This is a genomic window from Burkholderia sp. BCC1996 (assembly GCF_905339955.1).
In the GTDB taxonomy this organism is placed as follows: Bacteria; Pseudomonadota; Gammaproteobacteria; order Burkholderiales; family Burkholderiaceae; genus Burkholderia.
Window position 1 is genome coordinate 118,110 of the sequence record NZ_CAJPHM010000002.1, and the last position, 21,097, is coordinate 139,206.

Sequence of the window (21,097 nt, forward strand, 5' to 3'; positions counted from 1 at the left end):
TTTCATCGATGGCGCGCGACGCGATTCGCAGGCAGGGTCGCGCACCGCCGGCCGAGCTGCGGATTTCGCGCTACGATGGTGCAACCCGCATGCCCTCGTTCCCACGATCCGCACCCCGGAGCCCACGACGATGAAGCTCGGCATCAACGAATCGCTCGCCCGCCTCGACGATGAAGGCACGCTGTTCACCACGCTGTTTCGACACGGCACGCTCGACATCGAGCTGTACCGGCCGCGCGGCGAGGACCTGCAGACGCCGCACACGCGCGACGAGGTCTACGTGATCGCCGCCGGCACGTCGCGGTTCGTCGTGGACGGACGCGAATGCGGCGTCGCGGCCGGCGACGTGCTGTTCGTCCCCGCATTCGCGGCGCACCGCTTCGCCGGCTTCTCCGACGACTTCTCGACCTGGGTGTTCTTCTACGGCCCGGAAGGCGGCGAGCGCGACGAGCGCGGTGCGTGATGCGCGGCAAGCACCGCACTTCCCGCACGATCTCCTAGACTGTCTATTCGCAACGGGCGGCGCGCGACCGCCCTTCCCGCCATCACGATGCTGGCATCGCCCGACGCATCGACCGGACAGGAGCACTGCATGCGATACGAACTCTATTACTGGCCCGAAATCCAGGGCCGCGGCGAATACGTACGGCTCGCGCTCGAAGCGGCCGAGGCCGACTACGTCGACGTCGCGCGCGAATCGGGGCGCGGCATGGGCGTGTCGGCGATGATGCGGCTGATGGACAGCACGAAGGCCGAATGCGTGCCGTTCGCGCCGCCGTTCCTGAAGACCGGCGACGTGGTCGTCGGGCAGGCCGCGAACATCCTGCTGTTTCTCGGCGCGCGGCTGGGGCTCGCGCCCGACGACGAAGCCGGCCGGCTGTGGGTGCATCAGCTTCAGTTGACCGTCGCCGATTTCGTCACCGAGATCCACGACACGCATCACCCGATCGGCAGCGGCCTTTACTACGAGGACCAGAAGGCCGAAGCCGCCGAGCGTGCGGCCGATTTTCTCGAACATCGGCTGCCGAAATTCCTCGGCTACTTCGATCGCGTGCTCGCGCAGAATCCGCACAAAGGCGGGCACATCGCCGGCAGCGCGCTCAGTTACGTGGATCTGTCGATCTTCCAGCTGATCGAAGGCCTGCGCTACGCGTTCCCGAAGGCGATGAAGCGCGAGGAACGCAAGGTCGCGGGGCTCGTCGGGCTGCACGACCGCGTCGCGGCGCATCCGCCCGTCGCGCGTTATCTCGAGTCGGAGCGCCGCATCCCGTTCAACGACATGGGGATCTTCCGGCACTACCCGGAGCTGGACAAGTAGCGGTGCCACGCCTCCCGCGCGGGTGGATTTCATGAAGGCGCAGCGGCAGCACGCGCGCTGAACGCGTGCTGCCCGCTGCGCGTCGTCACGCCTGCTTCACCGGAGCCGGCCCCATTGCGCGAGCCGGCCCCGTCGCCGCGCATGCGCCGCGTCACGCTCAGTGCGGCTGCCCGTGCCGCGCGACCGCCGCATCGACGGCCTCGACCGAGCGCGTGAGCCACGGCCCGATCTCCATCTCCTCGTAGCGCACGAGCCGGCTCTTGCGCACGCGGCGATACACCCACCAGATCGCGACGAACAGCGGGATCCACACATAGATCGACAGCACTTCCATCCAGTCGACGCGGGCGGCGAAAAACGCCTGGTAATCCTGCCCGAGCGAGATCACGATGCAGATCGCGATCGCGAACAGCGGCCCGAACGGGAACCACTTCGCGCGATACGGCAGCTGCTCGAGCCGGTAGCCCTGTTTCAGAAAGCCCTTGCGGAACCGGTAGTGGCAGACGGCGATGCCGAGCCACGCGATGAAGCCGGTGATGCCGACCGTATTGAGCAGCCACAGATAGATGCTCTGGTTGTTGGTCAGCGACGTGAGGAAGCACAGCCCGCCCACCGCCATCGTCGCGTACAGCGCGTTGCGCGGCACGCCGCCCGGCGACAGCGTCGCGAACATCGCGGGCGCACGGCCTTCCGCCGCGAGGTTGTACAGCATCCGCGTGGCCGCGTACGTGCCCGAGTTACCGGCCGACAGCACGGCCGTCAGGATCACGAGGTTCATCGCGCCCGCGGCGAGCGGAAAGCCCGCATGGCTGAACACGAGCGTGAACGGGCTGACGCCGATATCGGTCACGTCGCTCTTGAGCAGGTTCGGATCGGTGTACGGCACCAGCAGGCCGATCACGAAGATCGCGAGCACGTAGAACAGCATGATGCGCCAGAAGATCTGCTTCACCGCGCGCGGGATCGTCTTGCGCGGGTTTTCCGATTCGCCCGCCGTGATCCCGACCAGCTCGGTGCCGAGGAACGAGAAGCCCGCGATCAGCGCGACGCTCATCATCGCGTGCACGCCGCCGACGAACGGCGCGTCGCCGGTCCTGAAGTTGCGCCAGCCGACCGGCTGCCCGTTGCCGAGCAGGCCGGCCGCGATCAGCAAGCCCGCCGCGATGAACGCGATCACGGTGACGACCTTGATCAGCGAGAACCAGTATTCGGATTCACCGAAACCGCGCACGGACAGCGTGTTCAGCAGGAAGATCAGCACCAGGAACCCGGCGCCCCACCACACGCCCGGCACCGCCGGAAACCAGTAGCGCATCACGATCTGCGCGGCGACCAGCTCGATCGCGATCGTCACGGCCCAGCTGTACCAGTAGGTCCAGCCGAGCGCGACGCCGAAGCCTTCGTCGACGTACTTCTCGCCGTAGATCGCGAACGAGCCCGACACCGGCATCAGCGCGGCCATCTCGCCGAGCCCGGTGACGACGAAGTAGACCATCAGTCCGATCGCGATATACGCGGCGATCGCCCCGCCCGGCCCCGCCTGCGCGACCGACGCGCCCGACGCGACGAACAGCCCCGTGCCGATCGAGCCGCCGATCGCGATCATCGCGATGTGGCGGCTCTGCAGCCGGCGCTTGAGCGCCGTTCCGGACGGCGCGGCCGTCTGCGCTGCCGCTTGCAAAGCATCCATAGTGTTCACCCTGTTGGATTCGGGCCGCTCGAATTGATTCGGAATACCAATCGATCGGCCCGGTTATTCGCGTCAAAAAATGGTCCTGCCGCCGGGTCGCGCGTCCGATGCCGGCGGCCCGGACGCGCACGGCCGCGTCAGACGACGCTGCGCTTGATCGCCTGCAGCTCGGCCGTCGTCACGATCTTCTCGATCCGGAACCGCGGGCTTTCCAGCCACGCGTTCGCGATCCGCCGGTATTCGTCGAGATCCTCGCACGCGAGCCGCACGAGAAAATCGAACGTGCCGCTGACGAGCCAGCAATCGAGCACGGCCGGATTGGCCCGCATCTCGTCCTCGAACGGCGCCTGCGAACGCCCGTGGTCGGCCAGCACGATCTGCGCGATCACGACGATCGGCTTGGTCGCGCGCGGCGCGTTGATCACCGCGCGGTAGCCTTCGATCACGCCGAGCGCCTCGAGCCGCTCCACGCGCGCCTGGCAGGGCCGCGGCGTAAGGTTCACGAGCTCGGACAGCTTTCGGTAGGAAATCCGCCCGTCGGTACGCAGGATGTCGAGGATCCGGAGATCGATCTTGTCGAGCTGCATCTTCTTGTCGGTCATCCGCGTTCGCTCCGGTCGGGTCGTGGCTGGTGCGCGGAGCGTCTCCTCCGGTTCCGCGCGGGGGCCACATTATCCGGCCGAAGCGGCCGCGCGCCAATCGGCTAGAACCGCAGCGACAGGCAGGTCAGGCCGCCGTCCATCTTGCGGAACTCGCTCGTGTCGATCACGTGCAGCGGCATCCCGAGCGACTGAATCGCGTCGTGCACGCGCGGATAGCCGGCCGGCGTGATCAGCGTGCCGTTCACGCGCAGCGTGTTGCCGGCGTATTCGTCGGCGGCCGAGATCGCGATGCGGCGATAGTCGGCGAACGCCGGATGCTCGGCCAGCGCCTCGGTCACGAGCAGCGTGTCGTCGCCGAGCGCGTTGACGACCGATTTCAGATGCAGCCCCGCGCCGACCGGCACCGCGACGACCGAATAGCCGTAGCGCGCCACCAACGACTCGAATGCGGCGATGCCCTCGGCATCGGTGCGGCCCGTCAGGCCGATGTAGAAGCGCTTGCCGACCTGCATCACGTCGCCGCCGTCGAGACGGCCTTCCTGCATCGGCAGCAGGTCGCGATGCGCGGCGAGCGCCGCTTCGATGTGCACCGTCTCGCCGCGCCGCGCGGGTGCGCCGGGACGCGTGATCACCGCGAATTCGGGCGTGACGACGGCGACGTCCTCGACGAAGTGCGAATCGGGAAACGCGTCCAGCGGCGGCAGCTCGGTCAGCTCGACGCCGAGCCCGCGCAGCGCGTCGCAATACGCGTGGAACTGCGTGAGCGTCTTGTCGTAGTCGGGCGCGCCGAGCGCGGCGGTGGTGAGACCCGCGCCGCAGGACGGCGCGGGACGGCGAACGATCGCTTGCGTGAATTGCATCGACTCCTCCATGGTCACGCTGCCCCCGTGCGGCGCACGGGGCGGCTGCGTTGTGTCCGGACCATTATCGGAAGCCAAATTGCGCAATTCGCGTCGAATTCGGGCGTGCCCGCAGCCGATCGCGTCGAATTGCAGGCGGGATGCAGCGGATTCGGCAGACAGCCGCCGGGCGCGGTGCAAACGGCCGTTCCGCGCGGTGCGGATGCGGCCGATGCATGCGGCGCGTCCGTCATGCGCCGACGGGCGCGAACCCCATTTGCGCACGGCCCAGCGGCGTGAGATCGCCCTCGCCGCCACGTCCGTCGAAGTCGATCTCGAAATGATCGGCCGGGAAATCCGGCGGGCTGTCGCCGCGCAGGAACGCGAGCCGCTGGCGCTGCAGGTACGCGTCGTTCTTCGCGCACCCGGGCGCGGCCGCGATATACATCACGTTGCTGTCGCCGCTGCCGCGATGCGCATCCTCGACCGCATGCACGACGTCGCCGTGCCAGAACACCGCGTCGCCCGGCTCCATGTGCGGGATCGGCACCAGCGCGTCGAGCAGCAGCGCGTGCCATTCGGGCAGGATCGACAGCGCGCGGCCCGGACGCGCACCGCACAGGTCGTCGTCGGCGACGTCGTCCTGCAGCGCGCGCAGCACGACATACGCCATCGCGTTCGCGACCGGAATCAGCTGCAGGGTGCCGTCGCCGGGCCCTTGCGGCGTCAGCGCGGTCCAGCCCTGGAACGTGCGGAACATCGAGCACACGGCCGGCGACGGGATCTCCTCGACGTCGGGGCGGAACGCCGCGTCGAACGGATCGTAATCGCGCCAGCGGCCGGCCAGCACGTGACGATAGACCTGCCGGAAATTCGCGCCGAGCCAGCGTTCGACAGAGCCGCCGTCGACATGCGGCGACAGCCCGAGCGACGTCGAGCCCGGCGGCCGGCGGCGAATCCGGTCGGCGTAGGCCGGCACCTGGTCCGGGTCGAAATGCCTGCGCGCGGCGTGCGCATGACGCCACAGGCGGTTCAGGAACACGCGCGCCTGCGTGAGGGCCGGCGACTGCCGCGCGGCCACCTGCGGCTTCGACCAGTAGACGCCGTAGATCTGCGGCTTGCCCGATGCGAGATTGCCGAAGTAGCGGTCCTCGGCGCGTGCATGCAGCCGCTCGGCGAAGCGGTTCGCATCCAGATAGGCGCCGATCTCGTCGTTCCAGTCGCGCGCCTGCTGCGCGTCGAACACGCCGCGGATCACCGCGGCGCCGTGCGTGCGGATCGCGGCGATCGCCTGCGGATCGACGGTGCCGTTCGCGATATCCGTGAATCGCAATACCGGGATCACGTCGCGGCCGTGCGCGTGCGCGCGGCGGATCGCGTCGACCTGCCGCGCGATATCGCCCTCCAGTTCGCGGAACGTGGCCGCGTAACCGGGCAGATCGGCGCGCAGCGCCCTTTTCGCCATGCGGATCGCAACCGGCAGATCGTCAATCGTCAGGTGCATCGTCGTCTCCTCGCTGAATCGTGTGGTGATGAGCATTCAGCGTACGGCGGACGCATCGCCGCCATCGACACTATCCGGCCAACTATCGATACAATTCTGACAAACCGCCCGCTACTCCGGACGATGGCAGACCACGCACAGCTTGTTGCCGTCCGGGTCGCGGAAATACGCGCCGTAGTAGTCGGGGTGATAGTGCGGCCGCAGGCCCGGCGGCCCTTCGCAGGCGCCGCCCTGCTGCAGCGCGAGCGCGTGGCAGCGGTCGACCTGCGCGCGGGTCGGCGCGTCGAATGCGATCGTATGGCCGTTGCCGGGTTCGGGCGCGCGGCCGTCGAGCGGCCGGCCGAAGAAGAACAGCGGCCGGTCGGTGTCGGCCGGCATCCAGCCCGACCAGCCGGCCGGCTCGCTGAACTTCAGCCGCAGCCCGAGTTCCGCGAACAGCGGCGCGTAGAAGTCGTACGCGCGCGCGGTATCGCTGACGCCCACGCAAACATGTGAAAACATGGCATCGCTCCGTCGTGACGATCGATCACGATCATGCCACGGCGCGCTGCCCGCCCTCGCCCGGAGGCCGCGATGAAACCGCAGTACGAGCACGTGACGTTCGCCCCCGGCTGTTCGATCCGCGTGTACCACCGCCAGCTCGCGCGCATTCCGTTCGAATGGCACCGTCATCCCGAGTACGAACTGACGCTGACGCTGAACAGCCGCGGCCAGCGCTTCATCGGCGATCACGTCGCGCGCTATGCGGACGACGATCTGGTGCTCGTGCCGCCCAACCTGCCGCATACGTGGTCGTCGAATGCGCGCATCGATCGCGCGGCGCCGGAAGTCGCGCTCGTCGTCTGGTTCGACGGTGACTGGGCACGACGCGTGGCCGACTGCTGCCCCGAGTACGCGCCGCTGCGCTCGCTGCTGCGGCGCGCGGCGCCCGGCCTCGCGTTCGACGCCGATACGGCCCGTGCGATGCGCGCGCGGCTGCCGCAGTTGCTCGACCCTTCGCCGCGCATTCGCCTCGCGGCCGCACTCGACACGCTCGCCGATCTCGCGGACGCCGGCGGCGAACCGCTCGCCACCGCGCAGGCCTACGATCAACCCGATGCAGCGTCGCCGTCCGCGAACGCCGCCGCGCCCGAAGCCGAGCGGCTCGATCGCGTGCTCGACGCGATCGACCGGCAGTTCCACGAGCCGCTGCGCGTCGATGCGCTCGCGGCCGTCGCGCACATGTCCGAACGCACGCTGCAGCGGTTGTTCGTACGGCACCTCGGCGAAAGCGTCGGCCGCTACGTGCAGCGGCTGCGGCTCGCGCATGCGTGCCGCCATCTGGTCGGCACCGACTGGCCGATCGCGACGGTCGCCGCGCGCTGCGGCATTCCGAACGCCGCGAACTTCAACCGCCAGTTCCTCGCCGCGCGCGGGATGACGCCCGGCGCATACCGGCAGTTCTTCGCGCAACACGGCCACGCGCCCGACAGCGACACCGGCACCGACTCGCCGCCGCTCGACACACGCCCGCCGTCGCTGGAACGCCGCGCCGGCTCGGGCCAGCGACGGCCGCGCAAATGAAAACACCCCGGCGGGATGTCCCACCGGGGTGTCGGGGCGTTGCGGTTGCCGGACGCGAGCGGCCTTGCGGCCGTTCGCGCCGCGCACGACTTAACGTGCGTTGATCGGCTTCGCTTCGCGCGGCGTGTCGCCGATGAACAGCTGACGCGGACGGCCGATCTTCTGTTCCGGATCCGCGATCATTTCGTTCCACTGTGCGATCCAGCCAACCGTACGTGCCATCGCGAAGATACACGTGAACATCGACGTCGGGATGCCCAGCGCGCGCTGGACGATACCCGAGTAGAAGTCGACGTTCGGGTACAGCTTGCGCGACACGAAGTATTCGTCTTCCAGCGCGATCTTCTCGAGCTGCATCGCGAGCTTGAACAGCGGGTCGTCGTGCAGGCCGAGTTCGTTCAGCACTTCGTAGCACGTTTCGCGCATCAGCTTCGCACGCGGGTCGTAGTTCTTGTACACGCGGTGACCGAAGCCCATCAGCTTCACGCCCGAATTCTTGTCCTTCACCTGCTTGATGAATTCGGGGATGTTGTCCGGCGAACCGATCTGCTCGAGCATGTTCAGCGCGGCTTCGTTCGCACCACCGTGCGCCGGGCCCCACAGACACGCGATACCGGCCGCGATACACGCGAACGGGTTCGCGCCCGACGAGCCGGCCAGGCGGACCGTCGACGTCGATGCGTTCTGCTCGTGATCGGCGTGCAGGATCAGGATGCGGTCGAGTGCGCGGACGAGCACGTCGTTGACCTTGTACTCTTCGCACGGGTTCGAGAACATCATGTGCATGAAGTTCGCGCTGTACGACAGCGAGTTCTTCGGATACACGAACGGCTGGCCGATGCTGTACTTGTACGCCATCGCGACGAGCGTCGGCAGCTTCGCGATCATGCGGATCGCCGACACTTCGCGGTGACGCGGGTCGTTGATGTCGAGCGAGTCGTGATAGAACGCGGACAGCGCGCCGACCGCGGCGACCAGGATCGCCATCGGGTGCGCGTCGCGGCGGAAGCCACGGAAGAAGAAGTGCATCTGCTCGTGCACCATCGTGTGCTTCGTGACGGTGTCGACGAATTCCTTCTTTTGCGCCGCGTTCGGCAGCTCGCCCTTCAGCAGCAGGTAGCAGGACTCGAGGAAGTCGGCGTTCTGCGCGAGGTTGTCGATCGGGTAGCCGCGGTACAGCAGTTCGCCCTTGTCGCCGTCGATGTACGTGATCGCCGAATTACAAGCTGCCGTCGACATGAAGCCCGGGTCGTACGTGAACTTGCCGGTCTGGCCGTACAGCTTGCGGATGTCGATCACGTCCGGGCCCATCGTGCCCTTGTAGATCGGCAGTTCGACGCTCGGCGAGTTGTCGCTGAACGATAGCGTGGCTTTAACATCAGACGGAGTCATGGCACATCCTCAATCGAAAATAGAAACGGGATTCGATAACGGGCACAGCGCGTTACACCTTGGCGTTACACGTTGCGCAGCATCTCCAACAGCCGGTGAATGTCCTGGCTGTCTAGGTCGCCCTCTGGTTCCTTGCGCGCGAGGAGCAAGTCCATCAGGTCGTTGTCGCTCAGATCGAGCAGGCGCGACAACGCGCCTACGTCTGCATCGGTGAGGTCATGCTCGTATCTGCTGAAGAAACGCTCGAATACGATGTCGTTTTCCAGCAGACCCCGCCGCGCGCGCCAGCGGAGGCGCGCGCGACGGTGCGGGTCGGATTGATGCGAATCGTCGCTCATCACAAACTTTAAACCGCGCGGCGAACCATCAGTTCCTTGATCTTGCCGATCGCCTTCGTCGGGTTCAGGCCCTTCGGGCAAACGTCGACGCAGTTCATGATCGTGTGGCAACGGAACAGACGGTACGGGTCTTCCAGGTTGTCGAGACGCTCGCCGGTGGCGGTGTCGCGGCTATCCGCGATGAAGCGGTAAGCCTGCAGCAGGCCGGCCGGGCCGACGAACTTGTCCGGGTTCCACCAGAAGCTCGGGCACGACGTCGAGCAGCTCGCGCACAGAATGCACTCGTACACGCCGTCGAGCTCGTCGCGTTCTTCCGGCGACTGGAGACGTTCCTTCTCCGGCGGCGGCGCGTCGTTGATCAGGTACGGCTTGATCGAGTGATACTGGTTGAAGAAGTGCGTCATGTCGACGATCAGGTCGCGCACGACGGGCAGGCCCGGCAGCGGGCGCAGCACGATCTTCTGCGGCAGGTCGTTCAGGTTCGTCAGGCACGCGAGACCGTTCTTGCCGTTGATGTTCATCGCGTCCGAACCGCACACGCCTTCGCGGCACGAACGGCGGAACGACAGCGTCTCGTCGACGGCCTTCAGCTTGACCAGTGCGTCGAGCAGCATGCGCTCATGCTGGATCTCGAGCTCGTACGTCTGCATGCGCGGTGCCGCGTCCTTGTCCGGATCGTAGCGGTAGACTTCAAAAATGCGTTTTGCCATTTCGGATTCCTTTGACTCGGCTTAGAACGTGCGCGGCTTCGGCGGCACGGAGTCGACCGTCAGCGGCTTCATTTGAACCGGCTTGTAGTCGAGGCGATCGCCTTCGCTGTACCACAGCGTGTGGCGCAGCCAGTTGTCGTCGTCGCGGTGTTCGTAATCGCTGTGCGCGTGCGCGCCGCGGCTTTCCTTGCGCGCTTCCGCCGACACCATCGTCGCGCGGGCGACTTCGATCAGGTTCTCCAGCTCGAGCGCTTCGACGCGCGCGGTGTTGAACACCTTCGACTTGTCCTTCAGGTGGATGTTTTCCACGCGGGCCTTCAGGCCGGCCATCTGGTCGACGCCTTCCTTCAGCAGCGCCGACGTGCGGAACACGCCTGCGTGCTTCTGCATCGTCGCGCGGATGTCGTTCGCGACGTCCTGCGTGTACTCGCCCGAGCTCGACTTGTCGAGCTTGTTCAGACGCGCCAGCGAGAACTCGCCTGCATCGGCCGGCAGCGGCTTGTGTTCCTTCTGGTTCTTCACGTGCTCGACGATGTGGTTGCCGGCCGCACGGCCGAACACCACGAGGTCCAGCAGCGAGTTCGTGCCGAGGCGGTTCGCGCCGTGCACGGACACGCACGAGCACTCGCCCACTGCGTAGAAGCCGTTGACCGGATCCTTGTGGCCGCGCGACGTGCCGACGACCTGACCGTGGATGTTGGTCGGGATGCCGCCCATCTGGTAGTGGATCGTCGGGACGACCGGGATCGGTTCCTTGATCGCGTCGACGTTCGCGAACTTCAGCGCGATTTCGCGGATCGACGGCAGACGCTTCATGATCGTCTCGGCGCCGATGTGCGACAGGTCGAGCAGCACGTGATCCTTGTTCGGACCGACGCCGCGACCTTCCTTGATTTCCTGGTCCATCGAACGCGACACGAAGTCACGCGGCGCCAGATCCTTCAGCGTCGGTGCGTAGCGTTCCATGAAGCGCTCGCCGTTCGCGTTGCGCAGGATACCGCCTTCGCCGCGCACGCCTTCGGTGATCAGCACGCCCGCGCCGGCCACGCCGGTCGGGTGGAACTGCCAGAACTCCATGTCCTGCAGCGCGATGCCCGAGCGGGCAGCCATGCCGAGGCCGTCGCCGGTGTTGATGAACGCGTTGGTCGATGCCGCGAAGATCCGGCCTGCGCCGCCCGTCGCAAACAGCGTCGTCTTGCCTTCCATGATGTAGACGTCGCCCGTCTCCATCTCGAGGGCCGTCACGCCGAGCACGTCGCCGTCCGCGTCGCGGATCAGGTCGAGCGCCATCCATTCGACGAAGAACTGCGTCTTCGCTTCGACGTTCTGCTGGTACAGCGTGTGCAGCAGCGCATGACCGGTACGGTCGGCGGCCGCGCAAGCGCGCTGGACCGGCTTCTCGCCGTAGTTCGCGGTATGGCCGCCGAACGGACGCTGGTAGATCGTGCCGTCCGCGTTACGGTCGAACGGCATGCCGAAGTGTTCCAGCTCGTACACGACGTTCGGTGCTTCGCGGCACATGAACTCGATCGCGTCCTGGTCGCCGAGCCAGTCGGAACCCTTGATCGTGTCGTAGAAGTGGAAGTGCCAGTTGTCTTCGCTCATGTTGCCGAGCGACGCGCCGATGCCGCCCTGTGCGGCCACCGTGTGCGAACGGGTCGGGAACACCTTCGACAGCACGCCGACCGACAGGCCCGCGCGCGACAGTTGCAGCGCTGCGCGCAAGCCCGAGCCGCCCGCGCCGACGATCACCACGTCGAACTTGCGGCGCGGCAGGGAAGTTTTGATTGCAGCCATTCTTTACACTCTCCAGAGAATCTGCGCGGCGTAGCCCGCACATGCGAGCAGCCAGACGATGGTCAGCGATTGCAGCAGCAGGCGCACACCGACGGGCTTCACGTAGTCCATCCAGATGTCGCGCACGCCGACCCATGCGTGGTAGAAGAGGGAAAGCAGCGTCACGAAGGTCGCGAGCTTCATCCATTGCGCGGAGAAGATCGACGCCCAGCCTTCGTACGAGAAGTCATGCGCGCCGAAGAACAGGACGAGCAGGATGATCGTGTAGACCGCCATGATCGTGGCGGTGACGCGCTGCGCGAGCCAGTCGCGCAGGCCGTAGTGAGCGCCGACGACGAGGCGCTTCGAGCCGATTCGGTTATTGGCTGCCATTTTCTTAGAATGCTCCGAACAGTTTGAGTGCCATGGCGATCGTCAGCGCGATCGAGACGACAAAGACGACGACGGCCGTCCGCTTGCCGCCTTCCTTCGAGACGGCGTCGTGGTTGACGTCCATCAGCAGGTGGCGAATGCCGGCGCAGAAATGGTGGAGGAACGCCCAGGACAGCGCGAGGACGATCAGCTTGACGACGATGTTGGAGAGGAAAGCCTTGAAGACTTCGAAGCTGAGCTCGGAGGTGAGACTCTGGTCGAAGAGGAACAGCAGGAACGGCAGGAACAGGAACAGCAGCGCGCCGCTGACTCGGTGGAGAATCGACAATATCGCCGCCAGCGGCATGCGATATTTCAAGGTGATGTCGCCGATTCCGATGTTCCGGTATTCCGGCCTCGGCTTTCTTACTGCGTCAGTCATGCTAGACCCCTACTATGTTGTCACACTAATCCGCGATTTTAGCGCCTTTTTATATCGCGCTGCAGCGAAAGTCTGCTCTGGATCATTACGCGAACGGGAATAAAGGCGGCCCGAAACGTGCTACGCGAAAACGGGAAACCCGCGTGCACGCTGCTTGTGCCGATCCGTCGTCAGCTCAAGTCATTCTGATAGTAATACCCGGTTGTGACATACCAGCCGCGCCGCACTTCCACCGGCCGGTCTCCGTATGTATAGGACACGCGCTCGACCGACAGCAACGGAAAACCCGCCGGCACGTGCAGCAGGTCGGCCACCGCCGGCTCCGCCGCCACCGCGCGGATCTTCTCCGTCGCGCGGATCATCCGCGTGCCGAATTCCGTCTCGAACATCGCGTAGAGCGGACCCTTGTACTCGCTCAGCCGCTCGAACGTGAGCCCGCGGAACATCGCGCCCGGCAGCCAGATCTCGTCGAGCACCGTCACTTCGTTCTCGAACTCCAGCAGGCGACGCACCTGCACGACCGGATCGGCTGGCTTCAGGTCGAGCTGCCGCGCGATCTCGGCCGGCGCGCGCAGGCGCCGGCATTCGAGCAGGCGGCTCACGTGCGGATGCTCGGCGCCGTCGTCAGCCAGCAGCCGCAGGAAGCGGAACTGCGCGCGATCCTCATTGTGCGTCGCAACAAAAGTACCCTTGCCTTGCCGCCGGACCACGAGGTTTTCCGCGGCCAGCTCGTCGATCGCCTTGCGAACCGTGCCCTGGCTGACCTTGTAACGGGCAGCCAGCTCCACTTCGCTCGGGATGATCTCGCCCGGCTTCCATTCACCGGATTCGAGACTTTGCGTGATCAATGACTTGATCTGCTGGTATAACGGACTGAATGTCGGCGACGGCGAAGCGGCCGGCGCAGGCGCCGGCACGGAATCGCCCGCGCCCGGCTGCCCTGGGCCGCCTGCGCCGGTCGGATTCGCGTTGTTCGCCTGGTTCGATGTCATGGCGCGCATTTCATCACAAACCGCGCTTTTTCGTCCACTCAAATTCCGCAAAACATCTGTCTTATATAAGACATATGATACCGTTTGACTTTGGGTCCATCGGCTCCTACACTCCGGGGCGAGCAAGGGTTCGCGGGTGCAAAATGCGTCCCCGGCTACGTGCCACGGCCGTCTCCAGGTTCACCGCGTCTGCCTTTCGCGAATCCTCCGCCCTGCTTCAATGCAACGCTACGCGTAACGCGCATAGAATGGCGTTTTGCCTAGCGTCCACCGCTTCACCCGTCCTGGAGATTTTCAATGGCTAAGCCCGCAAAGCGCGTTGCCGTCACCGGCGCCGCAGGTCAAATCGCTTACTCCCTGCTGTTCCGCATCGCGAACGGCGACCTGCTCGGCAAGGACCAGCCGGTCATCCTGCAACTGCTCGACCTCCCGCAAGCCCAAGCCGCCGTCAAAGGCGTCGTGATGGAACTCGACGATTGCGCGTTCCCGCTGCTCGCGGGCGTCGTGATCACCGACGATCCGAAGGTTGCATTCAAGGATGCAGACGTCGCGCTGCTGGTCGGTGCACGTCCGCGCTCGAAGGGCATGGAGCGCAAGGACCTGCTGTCGGCGAACGCCGAGATCTTCACGGTCCAGGGCGCTGCGCTGAACGAAGTCGCGAGCCGCGACGTGAAGGTGCTGGTCGTCGGCAACCCGGCGAACACCAACGCGTACATCGCGATGAAGTCGGCACCGGATCTGCCGAAGAAGAACTTCACGGCGATGCTGCGCCTCGACCACAACCGCGCGCTGTCGCAGCTCGCCGCCAAGTCGGGCAAGCCGGTCGCGTCGATCGAGAAGCTCGCCGTGTGGGGCAACCACTCGCCGACGATGTACCCCGACTTCCGCTTCGCGACCGTCGAAGGCGAGTCGCTGCTGAAGCTGATCAACGACGACGTGTGGAACCGCGACACGTTCATCCCGACCGTCGGCAAGCGCGGCGCGGCGATCATCGAAGCGCGCGGCCTGTCGTCGGCGGCGTCGGCAGCCAACGCGGCGATCGACCACGTGCGTGACTGGGTCCTCGGCACGAACGGCAAGTGGGTCACGATGGGCATCCCGTCGGACGGCTCGTACGGCATCCCCGAAGACATCATCTACGGCGTGCCGGTCACGTGCGAAAACGGCGAGTACAAGCGTGTCGAAGGCCTCGAAATCGACGCGTTCTCGCGCGAGAAGATGGACGGCACGCTGGCCGAGCTGCTCGAAGAGCGCGACGGCGTCGCCCACCTGCTGAAGAACTAAGCAGGCTGCATGGCCGGGCCGCCTCCGGGCGGGCCGGCCGCGGCACGGGCGGCGGGGCTGCAGCCGGCCCCGCCGCCCGATCCGATCCGGGCACGTTTTGCCGCTCCAGGCGCTCCGCGCGCCGGCCCAGAACGTGCCCGAATCCGATTTTCTCCACGTTGCCCGCTTCCTTGACGTAGAAGAGATGTCCGCGCTCACTCCTGCACAAGTGCTGTACGACGGGGCGTCCCCGCCCGCGATCCTGCCCTGCTGCGATCACTACGCGGGCAGCGAGAAGCTGATGCGCAAGTCGCTCGCGCTCCAGGCCGAACTCGGCCCCGTGTTCGACATCACGCTCGACTGCGAGGACGGCGCGGCCGTCGGCCAGGAAGCCGCGCACGCGCAGCTCGTCGCCGAATGCCTCGGCGGCGCCGAGAACCGCTTCGGGCGGGTCGGCGTCCGCATCCACGACTTTTCCCATCCCCACTGGCGCGACGACGTGCGCATCGTGCTGCGCGCCGCGCGCGCGCCGGCCTACGTCACGCTGCCGAAGATCGCGAGCGCCGCCGACGCGGCCGAGATGGTCGCGTTCATCGAAGGCACGCGCCGCGAGCTCGGCCTCGCGCAGCCGATTCCGGTGGACGTGCTGGTCGAGACGCACGGCGCGCTCGCCCAGGCGGCCGCGCTCGCCGCGCTGCCGCTGGTCGGCACGCTGAGCTTCGGGCTGATGGACTTCGTGTCCGCGCATCACGGCGCGATTCCCGATGCGGCGATGCGCTCGCCCGGCCAGTTCGACCATCCGCTCGTGCGCCGCGCGAAGCTGGAAATCGCCGCCGCCTGCCACGCGCACGGCAAGACGCCGTCGCACAACGTGACGACGGAAGTGCGCGACATGGCCGTCGTCGCCGGCGACGCGCGACGCGCGCGCGACGAGTTCGCGTTCACGCGGATGTGGAGCATCCATCCCGCGCAGATCCGCCCGATCGTCGACGCGTTCGCGCCACGCACCGATGAAGTCGCGCTGGCCGCCGAGATCCTGCTGGCGGCGCAGGTCGCCGACTGGGGCCCGACGCGCCACGGCGATACACTGCACGATCGCGCGAGCTACCGCTATTACTGGTCGGTGCTGCGCCGCGCGCGGGCGACCGGCCAGCCGGTGCCGGCCGAGGCCGCGCCGCTGTTCGGCCCGGCCGCCGGAGACGCGCGGTGAGCGCGCGCCGGCACACGAATTTCATCGAATCACCGGGGCGCGAACCCGAGACGGGTTGGCGAAACGACAAAAAACGTAACGGAGCCCGAAAACCTGATATGAGCGCGGCCAAATAGGTGAAAATAGCGGCCGCTGCGCGCTTCCGGGGCGCGTGCAGTTTCAAACCGGCCGGCGGTGTCAGCTGCCGGCCCTTGTCAACTGATTATCGAAAGGTTCTGACTCCATGAAGAAACTCCTGATCGCTACCGCCATCGGCGCCTTGTCCGCCACGATGCTGGTGTCGGCTCCGAGCGCGTTCGCCCAGGATACGGCGACGACTGCGAAGAAGACGGCCAAGCGCCCGGCGCCGGCCAAGCGCATCGTTCCGCGCAGCAAGAAGGCGCAGGCACGTGCCGCGGCCAAGGTCGATCCGGTACCGGACGGCGCGGCCAAGTGGTCGTGCAAGGACGGCCTGTCGTTCGACCTCGCCGGCGACATGAAGCGTGACCAGGTCGTCACGGTTCACTGGGCGAAGAAGAACTACAAGCTGCCGCGTCAGGCCACGACGACGGGCGCCGACACGTTCTATGATCCGGCAGCAGGCTTCAAGCTGGTCGTGATCCCGAGCAAGGCGATGCTGTTCAGCGACGCGAACGGCGGCGAGCGTCTCGCCGACGAATGCGTGACGCCGGAAATGGCGCAAGGCACGCCGGCTCCGACGCAATCGAACGAGCTGAAGCCGGCAACGAACTAAGCGCGCTCTCCCGAGCTCCTCGATGTCCGCCTCGGTCTCCAACGTCCGCCCAGCTCCGGATACGGTACTCGTCGATATCGTCGACTACGTGCTGAACACCGGCATCGACAGCGCGCTCGCGCTGGAGACGGCGCGTCATTGCCTGATCGACACGCTCGGATGCGGACTCGAGGCGCTGTCCTACCCGGCCTGCACCAAGCTGCTCGGCCCCGTCGTGCCCGGCACGATCGTGCCGAACGGCGCGAAGGTGCCCGGCACGTCCTTCCAGCTCGATCCCGTCCAGGCCGCTTTCGACCTCGGCGCGATGATCCGCTGGCTGGACTTCAACGACACCTGGCTCGCCGCCGAATGGGGTCATCCGTCCGACAACCTCGGCGGAATCCTGGCGACGGCCGACTGGCTGTCCCGCACGGCCGTCGCGGCCGGCAGGAAGCCGCTTGCCATGCGCGACGTGCTCGTCGCGATGATCCAGGCCCACGAGATCCAGGGCTGCCTCGCACTCGAGAATTCATTCAACGCAGTCGGGCTCGACCACGTGCTGCTCGTGAAAGTGGCGTCGACGGCCGTCGTCGGCCGCCTGCTCGGGCTCACGCGCGACGAGCTGATCAACGCGGTATCCAACGCATTCGTCGACGGCCACGCGCTGCGCACCTACCGCCACGCGCCGAACACCGGTTCGCGCAAGTCGTGGGCGGCCGGCGACGCGACGTCCCGCGCGGTGCGCCTCGCGCTGATCGCGAAAACGGGTGAAATGGGCTACCCGTCGGCGCTCACCGCGAAAACCTGGGGCTTCTACGACGTGCTGTTCGACGGCAAGCCGTTCCGCTTCCAGCGCCCGTACGGCACGTACGTGATGGAAAACGTGCTGTTCAAGATCGCGTTCCCCGCCGAATTCCATGCGCAGACGGCCGCCGAGGCCGCGCTGCAGCTGCACGCGCAGCTCGCCGCGGCGGGCCGCACGACCGACGAGATCAGCCGGATCACGATCCGCACGCACGCGGCCGCGATCCGCATCATCGACAAGCAGGGCCCGCTCGCCAATCCGGCCGACCGCGACCACTGCATCCAGTACATGGTCGCCGTGCCGCTGCTGTTCGGCCGGCTGACCGCGGCCGATTACGAAGACGCGGTCGCCGCCGATCCGCGTATCGACGCGCTGCGCGCGAAAACCGTGTGCGTCGAGGATCCGCGGTTCACGAAGGATTACCATGACCCGGCCAAGCGGTCGATCGCGAATGCGCTGACGATCGAATTCGCGGACGGGTCCACGCTTGCCGAAGTAGCGGTCGAATACCCGATCGGCCATCAGCGACGCCGTGCGGACGGCATCCCGCTCCTGGTCGAGAAGTTCCGGACCAACCTCGCCCGCCGTTTCCCGGCAAAGCAGCAACAAGCGATTCTCGACGTGTCGCTGGACCAGGCAAAGCTCGAAGCGATGCCGGTCGATGAGTACGTCGACTTGTATGTGATATAGCCGTCATCTACAGGACTCTTTGTTTCCTAGCCTTAAACCCAGGAAAATCACCATGGCCCACAATCTCCACAAGACCCTCAAGGAATTCGACAGCGGTTCCGGCAAAGGCAAGTTCTACTCGCTGCCGCAGCTCGGCAAGGAACTGAAGACGAAGATCGAGCGCCTCCCGGTGTCGATCCGTATCGTGCTCGAGTCCGTGCTGCGCAACTACGACGGCAAGAAGATCACCGAAGAACACATCGAGCAGCTCGCGAACTGGCAGCCGACCGCGAAGCGCGTCGACGAGATTCCGTTCGTGGTGTCGCGCGTCGTGCTGCAGGACTTCACGGGCGTGCCGCTGCTCGCCGACATCGCGGCCATGCGCGGCGTCGCGGAGCGTTCGGGCAAGAATCCGAAGAAGATCGAGCCGCTGGTCCCGGTCGATCTCGTCGTCGACCACTCGGTGCAGATCGACTACTTCCGCCAGAAGGACGCGCTCGACCTGAACATGAAGCTGGAATTCCAGCGCAACAACGAGCGCTACCAGTTCATGAAGTGGGGCATGCAGGCGTTCGACACGTTCAAGGTCGTGCCGCCGGGCGTCGGCATCGTCCACCAGGTGAACCTCGAATATCTCGCGCGCGGCGTCCACAAGAAGACGGACGGCGGCGACACCGTGTACTACCCGGATACCCTCGTCGGCACGGACAGCCACACGACGATGATCAACGGCATCGGCGTGGTCGGCTGGGGCGTGGGCGGCATCGAGGCTGAAGCCGGCATGCTCGGCCAGCCGGTGTACTTCCTGACGCCGGACGTCGTCGGCGTCGAGCTGAAGGGCAAGCTGCGCGAAGGCGTGACGGCCACCGACCTGGTGCTGACGATCACCGAAATGCTGCGCAAGGAAAAGGTCGTCGGCAAGTTCGTCGAATTCTTCGGCGAAGGCACGAAGTCGCTGTCGCTGCCGGACCGCGCGACGATCGGCAACATGGCGCCGGAATACGGCGCGACGATGGGCTTCTTCCCGGTCGACGAAAAGACCATCGAATACTTCGAAGGCACGGGCCGCACGAAGGCGGAAATCGCCGCGTTCGAAAACTACTTCAAGGCGCAGAAGCTGTTCGGCATTCCGAAGGCCGGCGACATCGACTACACGAAGACGGTCACGCTGGATCTTGCAACCGTCGCCCCGTCGCTGGCCGGCCCGAAGCGCCCGCAGGACCGCATCGAGATCGGCAACGTCAAGTCGACGTTCACCGAGCTGTTCTCGAAGCCGGTCGCGGAAAACGGCTTCGCGAAAAAGGCGGACGACCTGAACGCGCAGTACACGACGAGCAACGGCGTCGACGTGAAGAACGGCGACGTGCTGATCGCCGCGATCACGTCGTGCACGAACACGTCGAACCCGAGCGTGCTGCTGGCTGCCGGCCTGCTGGCGAAGAAGGCCGTCGAAGCCGGCCTGACCGTCGCGCCGCACATCAAGACGTCGCTCGCGCCGGGATCGCGCATCGTCACCGAATACCTGACGAAGACGGGCCTGCTGCCCTACCTCGCGAAGCTCGGCTTCGAAGTCGCCGCCTACGGCTGCACGACCTGTATCGGCAACGCGGGCGACCTGACGCCGGAACTGAACGAAGCGATCACGAAGAACGACATCGTCGCGGCAGCCGTGCTGTCGGGCAACCGTAACTTCGAGGCGCGCATCCACCCGAACATCCGCGCGAACTTCCTCGCGTCGCCGCCGCTGGTCGTCGCGTACGCGATCGCCGGCAACATCACGCGCGACCTGATGACCGAGCCGGTCGGCAAGGGCAAGGACGGCTACGACATCTACCTCGGCGACATCTGGCCGACGAGCGAGGAAATCCACGCGCTGCTCAAGTTCGCGCTCGACCCGAAGAAGTTCGAGGACAACTACTCGAAGCTGACCAAGAAGGGCGACCTCTGGAGCAAGATCGAGGGCGAGACGGGCCAGGTCTACGACTGGCCGAAGTCGACCTACATCGCGGAGCCGCCGTTCTTCGGCAACGACTTCTCGATGGAGCCGGCCGATTCGATCCCGACGGTCAAGGGCGCGCGCGCGCTGGGCATCTTCGGTGACTCGGTCACGACCGACCACATCAGCCCGGCAGGCTCGATCAAGGAAGACTCGCCGGCAGGCAAGTGGCTGAAGGAGAACGGCGTGCAGAAGGCCGACTTCAACAGCTATGGTTCGCGCCGCGGCAACCACGACGTGATGATGCGCGGCACGTTCGCGAACGTCCGGATCAAGAACCTGATGATCCCGGCGAAGGCGGACGGCACGCGCGTCGAAGGCGGCCTGACGATTCACCAGCCGAGCGGCGAACAGCTGTCGATCTACGATGCGGCGATGAAGTACGTCGACGCCGACACGCCGACCGTCGTGTTCGCGGGCGAAGAGTACGGCACGGGCTCGTCGCGCGACTGGGCCGCGAAGGGCACGCAGCTGCTCGGCGTGAAGGCCGTGATCGCACGCAGCTTCGAGCGGATCCACCGCTCGAACCTGGTCGGCATGGGCGTGCTGCCGCTGCAGTTCAAGGGCGCGGACAGCATCCAGTCGCTCGGCATCACCGGCGAAGAGACCTACGACATCGAAGGCCTCGGCGACGACTTCAAACCGCAGCAGGACGTCACGCTCGTGATTCACCGCAAGAATGGCGAAACGACCCGCGTGCCGGTGCTGCTGCGCATCGATACGCCGATCGAAGTCGACTACTACAAGCACGGCGGTATCCTGCCGTTCGTGCTGCGCTCGCTGCTCGCAGCGTAAGCGTCCTGCTTTTGCAGGTGCCGCAGCCGCCTCGCGGCGGTTGCGGCCGATTTGGAAGCCCGACCTCGTGTCGGGCTTTTTTTGCCTGCGCGGCGGTGTGCCGGCGCGC

Annotated in this window: 20 protein-coding genes; 8 read left to right on the forward strand and 12 right to left on the reverse strand. The window is 66.1% G+C overall.

Translation table 11 applies throughout. The features are described from left to right. Positions 1 to 130: 130 nt before the first annotated feature. Together U4Z64_RS02640 and U4Z64_RS02645 are read left to right on the forward strand one after the other, a co-directional pair. Positions 131 to 463, forward strand: coding sequence for a cupin domain-containing protein (locus U4Z64_RS02640; RefSeq protein ID WP_321819184.1), 333 nt, complete (start codon positions 131 to 133; stop codon positions 461 to 463). Between the two features lie 129 nt (positions 464 to 592). Beyond that, positions 593 to 1,318 carry a glutathione S-transferase gene (locus tag U4Z64_RS02645; RefSeq protein ID WP_321819185.1) on the forward strand — a complete coding sequence of 242 codons (726 nt, stop codon included), beginning with the start codon at positions 593 to 595 and terminating at the stop codon, positions 1,316 to 1,318. Between the two features lie 157 nt (positions 1,319 to 1,475). Here U4Z64_RS02645 and U4Z64_RS02650 read toward each other — a convergent pair whose 3' ends face one another. The 5 genes from U4Z64_RS02650 to U4Z64_RS02670 all read right to left on the reverse strand — a co-directional run bounded on the left by U4Z64_RS02650 (position 1,476) and on the right by U4Z64_RS02670 (position 6,454). Beyond that, entirely contained in the window at positions 1,476 to 3,008 is a 1,533-nt protein-coding gene (locus U4Z64_RS02650; RefSeq protein WP_321819186.1) for an amino acid permease, read from the reverse strand. 137 nt (positions 3,009 to 3,145) lie between these two features. Further along, positions 3,146 to 3,610 (reverse strand): Lrp/AsnC family transcriptional regulator, encoded by a 465-nt coding sequence (locus tag U4Z64_RS02655; protein ID WP_124486396.1) that lies wholly within the window; start codon positions 3,608 to 3,610, stop codon positions 3,146 to 3,148. Between the two features lie 101 nt (positions 3,611 to 3,711). Further along, positions 3,712 to 4,470, reverse strand: a complete 759-nt coding sequence (locus U4Z64_RS02660) for a dimethylarginine dimethylaminohydrolase family protein (protein WP_321819187.1) — start codon at positions 4,468 to 4,470, stop codon at positions 3,712 to 3,714. 229 nt (positions 4,471 to 4,699) lie between these two features. Next, on the reverse strand, positions 4,700 to 5,953 hold the full coding sequence (locus U4Z64_RS02665; protein ID WP_321819188.1) for a DUF1479 domain-containing protein: 1,254 nt from the start codon (positions 5,951 to 5,953) through the stop codon (positions 4,700 to 4,702). Between the two features lie 111 nt (positions 5,954 to 6,064). Further along, positions 6,065 to 6,454 carry a VOC family protein gene (locus tag U4Z64_RS02670; protein WP_321819189.1) on the reverse strand — a complete coding sequence of 130 codons (390 nt, stop codon included), beginning with the start codon at positions 6,452 to 6,454 and terminating at the stop codon, positions 6,065 to 6,067. 72 nt (positions 6,455 to 6,526) lie between these two features. Here U4Z64_RS02670 and U4Z64_RS02675 point away from each other — a divergent pair, with 72 nt between their 5' ends. Beyond that, complete coding sequence (locus U4Z64_RS02675; RefSeq protein ID WP_124892009.1) at positions 6,527 to 7,516, forward strand: helix-turn-helix domain-containing protein; 990 nt, start codon at positions 6,527 to 6,529, stop codon at positions 7,514 to 7,516. A gap of 90 nt (positions 7,517 to 7,606) precedes the next feature. Here the strand turns inward: U4Z64_RS02675 and gltA are convergent, their stop codons facing one another. The 7 genes from gltA to U4Z64_RS02710 form a co-directional block, all read right to left on the reverse strand. Continuing rightward, positions 7,607 to 8,908, reverse strand: coding sequence for a citrate synthase (gene gltA / locus U4Z64_RS02680; RefSeq protein ID WP_014899964.1), 1,302 nt, complete (start codon positions 8,906 to 8,908; stop codon positions 7,607 to 7,609). Between the two features lie 65 nt (positions 8,909 to 8,973). Next, positions 8,974 to 9,246, reverse strand: coding sequence for a succinate dehydrogenase assembly factor 2 (locus tag U4Z64_RS02685; RefSeq protein WP_044843801.1), 273 nt, complete (start codon positions 9,244 to 9,246; stop codon positions 8,974 to 8,976). A gap of 8 nt (positions 9,247 to 9,254) precedes the next feature. Next, entirely contained in the window at positions 9,255 to 9,956 is a 702-nt protein-coding gene (locus U4Z64_RS02690) for a succinate dehydrogenase iron-sulfur subunit (protein WP_011658352.1), read from the reverse strand. A 21-nt stretch (positions 9,957 to 9,977) separates the two neighbouring features. Next, complete coding sequence (gene sdhA, locus U4Z64_RS02695; RefSeq protein ID WP_044843800.1) at positions 9,978 to 11,753, reverse strand: succinate dehydrogenase flavoprotein subunit; 1,776 nt, start codon at positions 11,751 to 11,753, stop codon at positions 9,978 to 9,980. 3 nt (positions 11,754 to 11,756) lie between these two features. Further along, positions 11,757 to 12,125: a succinate dehydrogenase, hydrophobic membrane anchor protein gene (gene sdhD / locus U4Z64_RS02700; RefSeq protein ID WP_059494581.1), complete on the reverse strand. Its 369-nt coding sequence runs from the start codon at positions 12,123 to 12,125 to the stop codon at positions 11,757 to 11,759. A gap of 4 nt (positions 12,126 to 12,129) precedes the next feature. Continuing rightward, positions 12,130 to 12,546, reverse strand: a complete 417-nt coding sequence (gene sdhC, locus U4Z64_RS02705) for a succinate dehydrogenase, cytochrome b556 subunit (RefSeq protein WP_012365678.1) — start codon at positions 12,544 to 12,546, stop codon at positions 12,130 to 12,132. A gap of 170 nt (positions 12,547 to 12,716) precedes the next feature. Then, positions 12,717 to 13,547 (reverse strand): GntR family transcriptional regulator, encoded by an 831-nt coding sequence (locus U4Z64_RS02710; RefSeq protein WP_082088449.1) that lies wholly within the window; start codon positions 13,545 to 13,547, stop codon positions 12,717 to 12,719. 288 nt (positions 13,548 to 13,835) lie between these two features. Here U4Z64_RS02710 and U4Z64_RS02715 point away from each other — a divergent pair, with 288 nt between their 5' ends. From U4Z64_RS02715 to acnA, 5 genes are all read left to right on the forward strand, one after another. Continuing rightward, positions 13,836 to 14,822, forward strand: a complete 987-nt coding sequence (locus U4Z64_RS02715) for a malate dehydrogenase (RefSeq protein ID WP_044843799.1) — start codon at positions 13,836 to 13,838, stop codon at positions 14,820 to 14,822. 184 nt (positions 14,823 to 15,006) lie between these two features. Next, entirely contained in the window at positions 15,007 to 16,011 is a 1,005-nt protein-coding gene (locus U4Z64_RS02720) for an HpcH/HpaI aldolase/citrate lyase family protein (RefSeq protein ID WP_321819190.1), read from the forward strand. Between the two features lie 223 nt (positions 16,012 to 16,234). After that, the gene (locus U4Z64_RS02725) at positions 16,235 to 16,744 is read left to right on the forward strand and encodes a hypothetical protein (RefSeq protein WP_044845313.1); all 510 of its coding nucleotides are present in this window, start codon (positions 16,235 to 16,237) and stop codon (positions 16,742 to 16,744) included. A 22-nt stretch (positions 16,745 to 16,766) separates the two neighbouring features. Next, a complete protein-coding gene (locus U4Z64_RS02730) occupies positions 16,767 to 18,218 on the forward strand; it encodes a bifunctional 2-methylcitrate dehydratase/aconitate hydratase (protein ID WP_321819191.1) in 1,452 nt (483 codons plus the stop codon). Between the two features lie 52 nt (positions 18,219 to 18,270). Next, positions 18,271 to 20,988 carry an aconitate hydratase AcnA gene (gene acnA / locus U4Z64_RS02735; protein ID WP_044845311.1) on the forward strand — a complete coding sequence of 906 codons (2,718 nt, stop codon included), beginning with the start codon at positions 18,271 to 18,273 and terminating at the stop codon, positions 20,986 to 20,988. Positions 20,989 to 21,097: the final 109 nt, after the last annotated feature.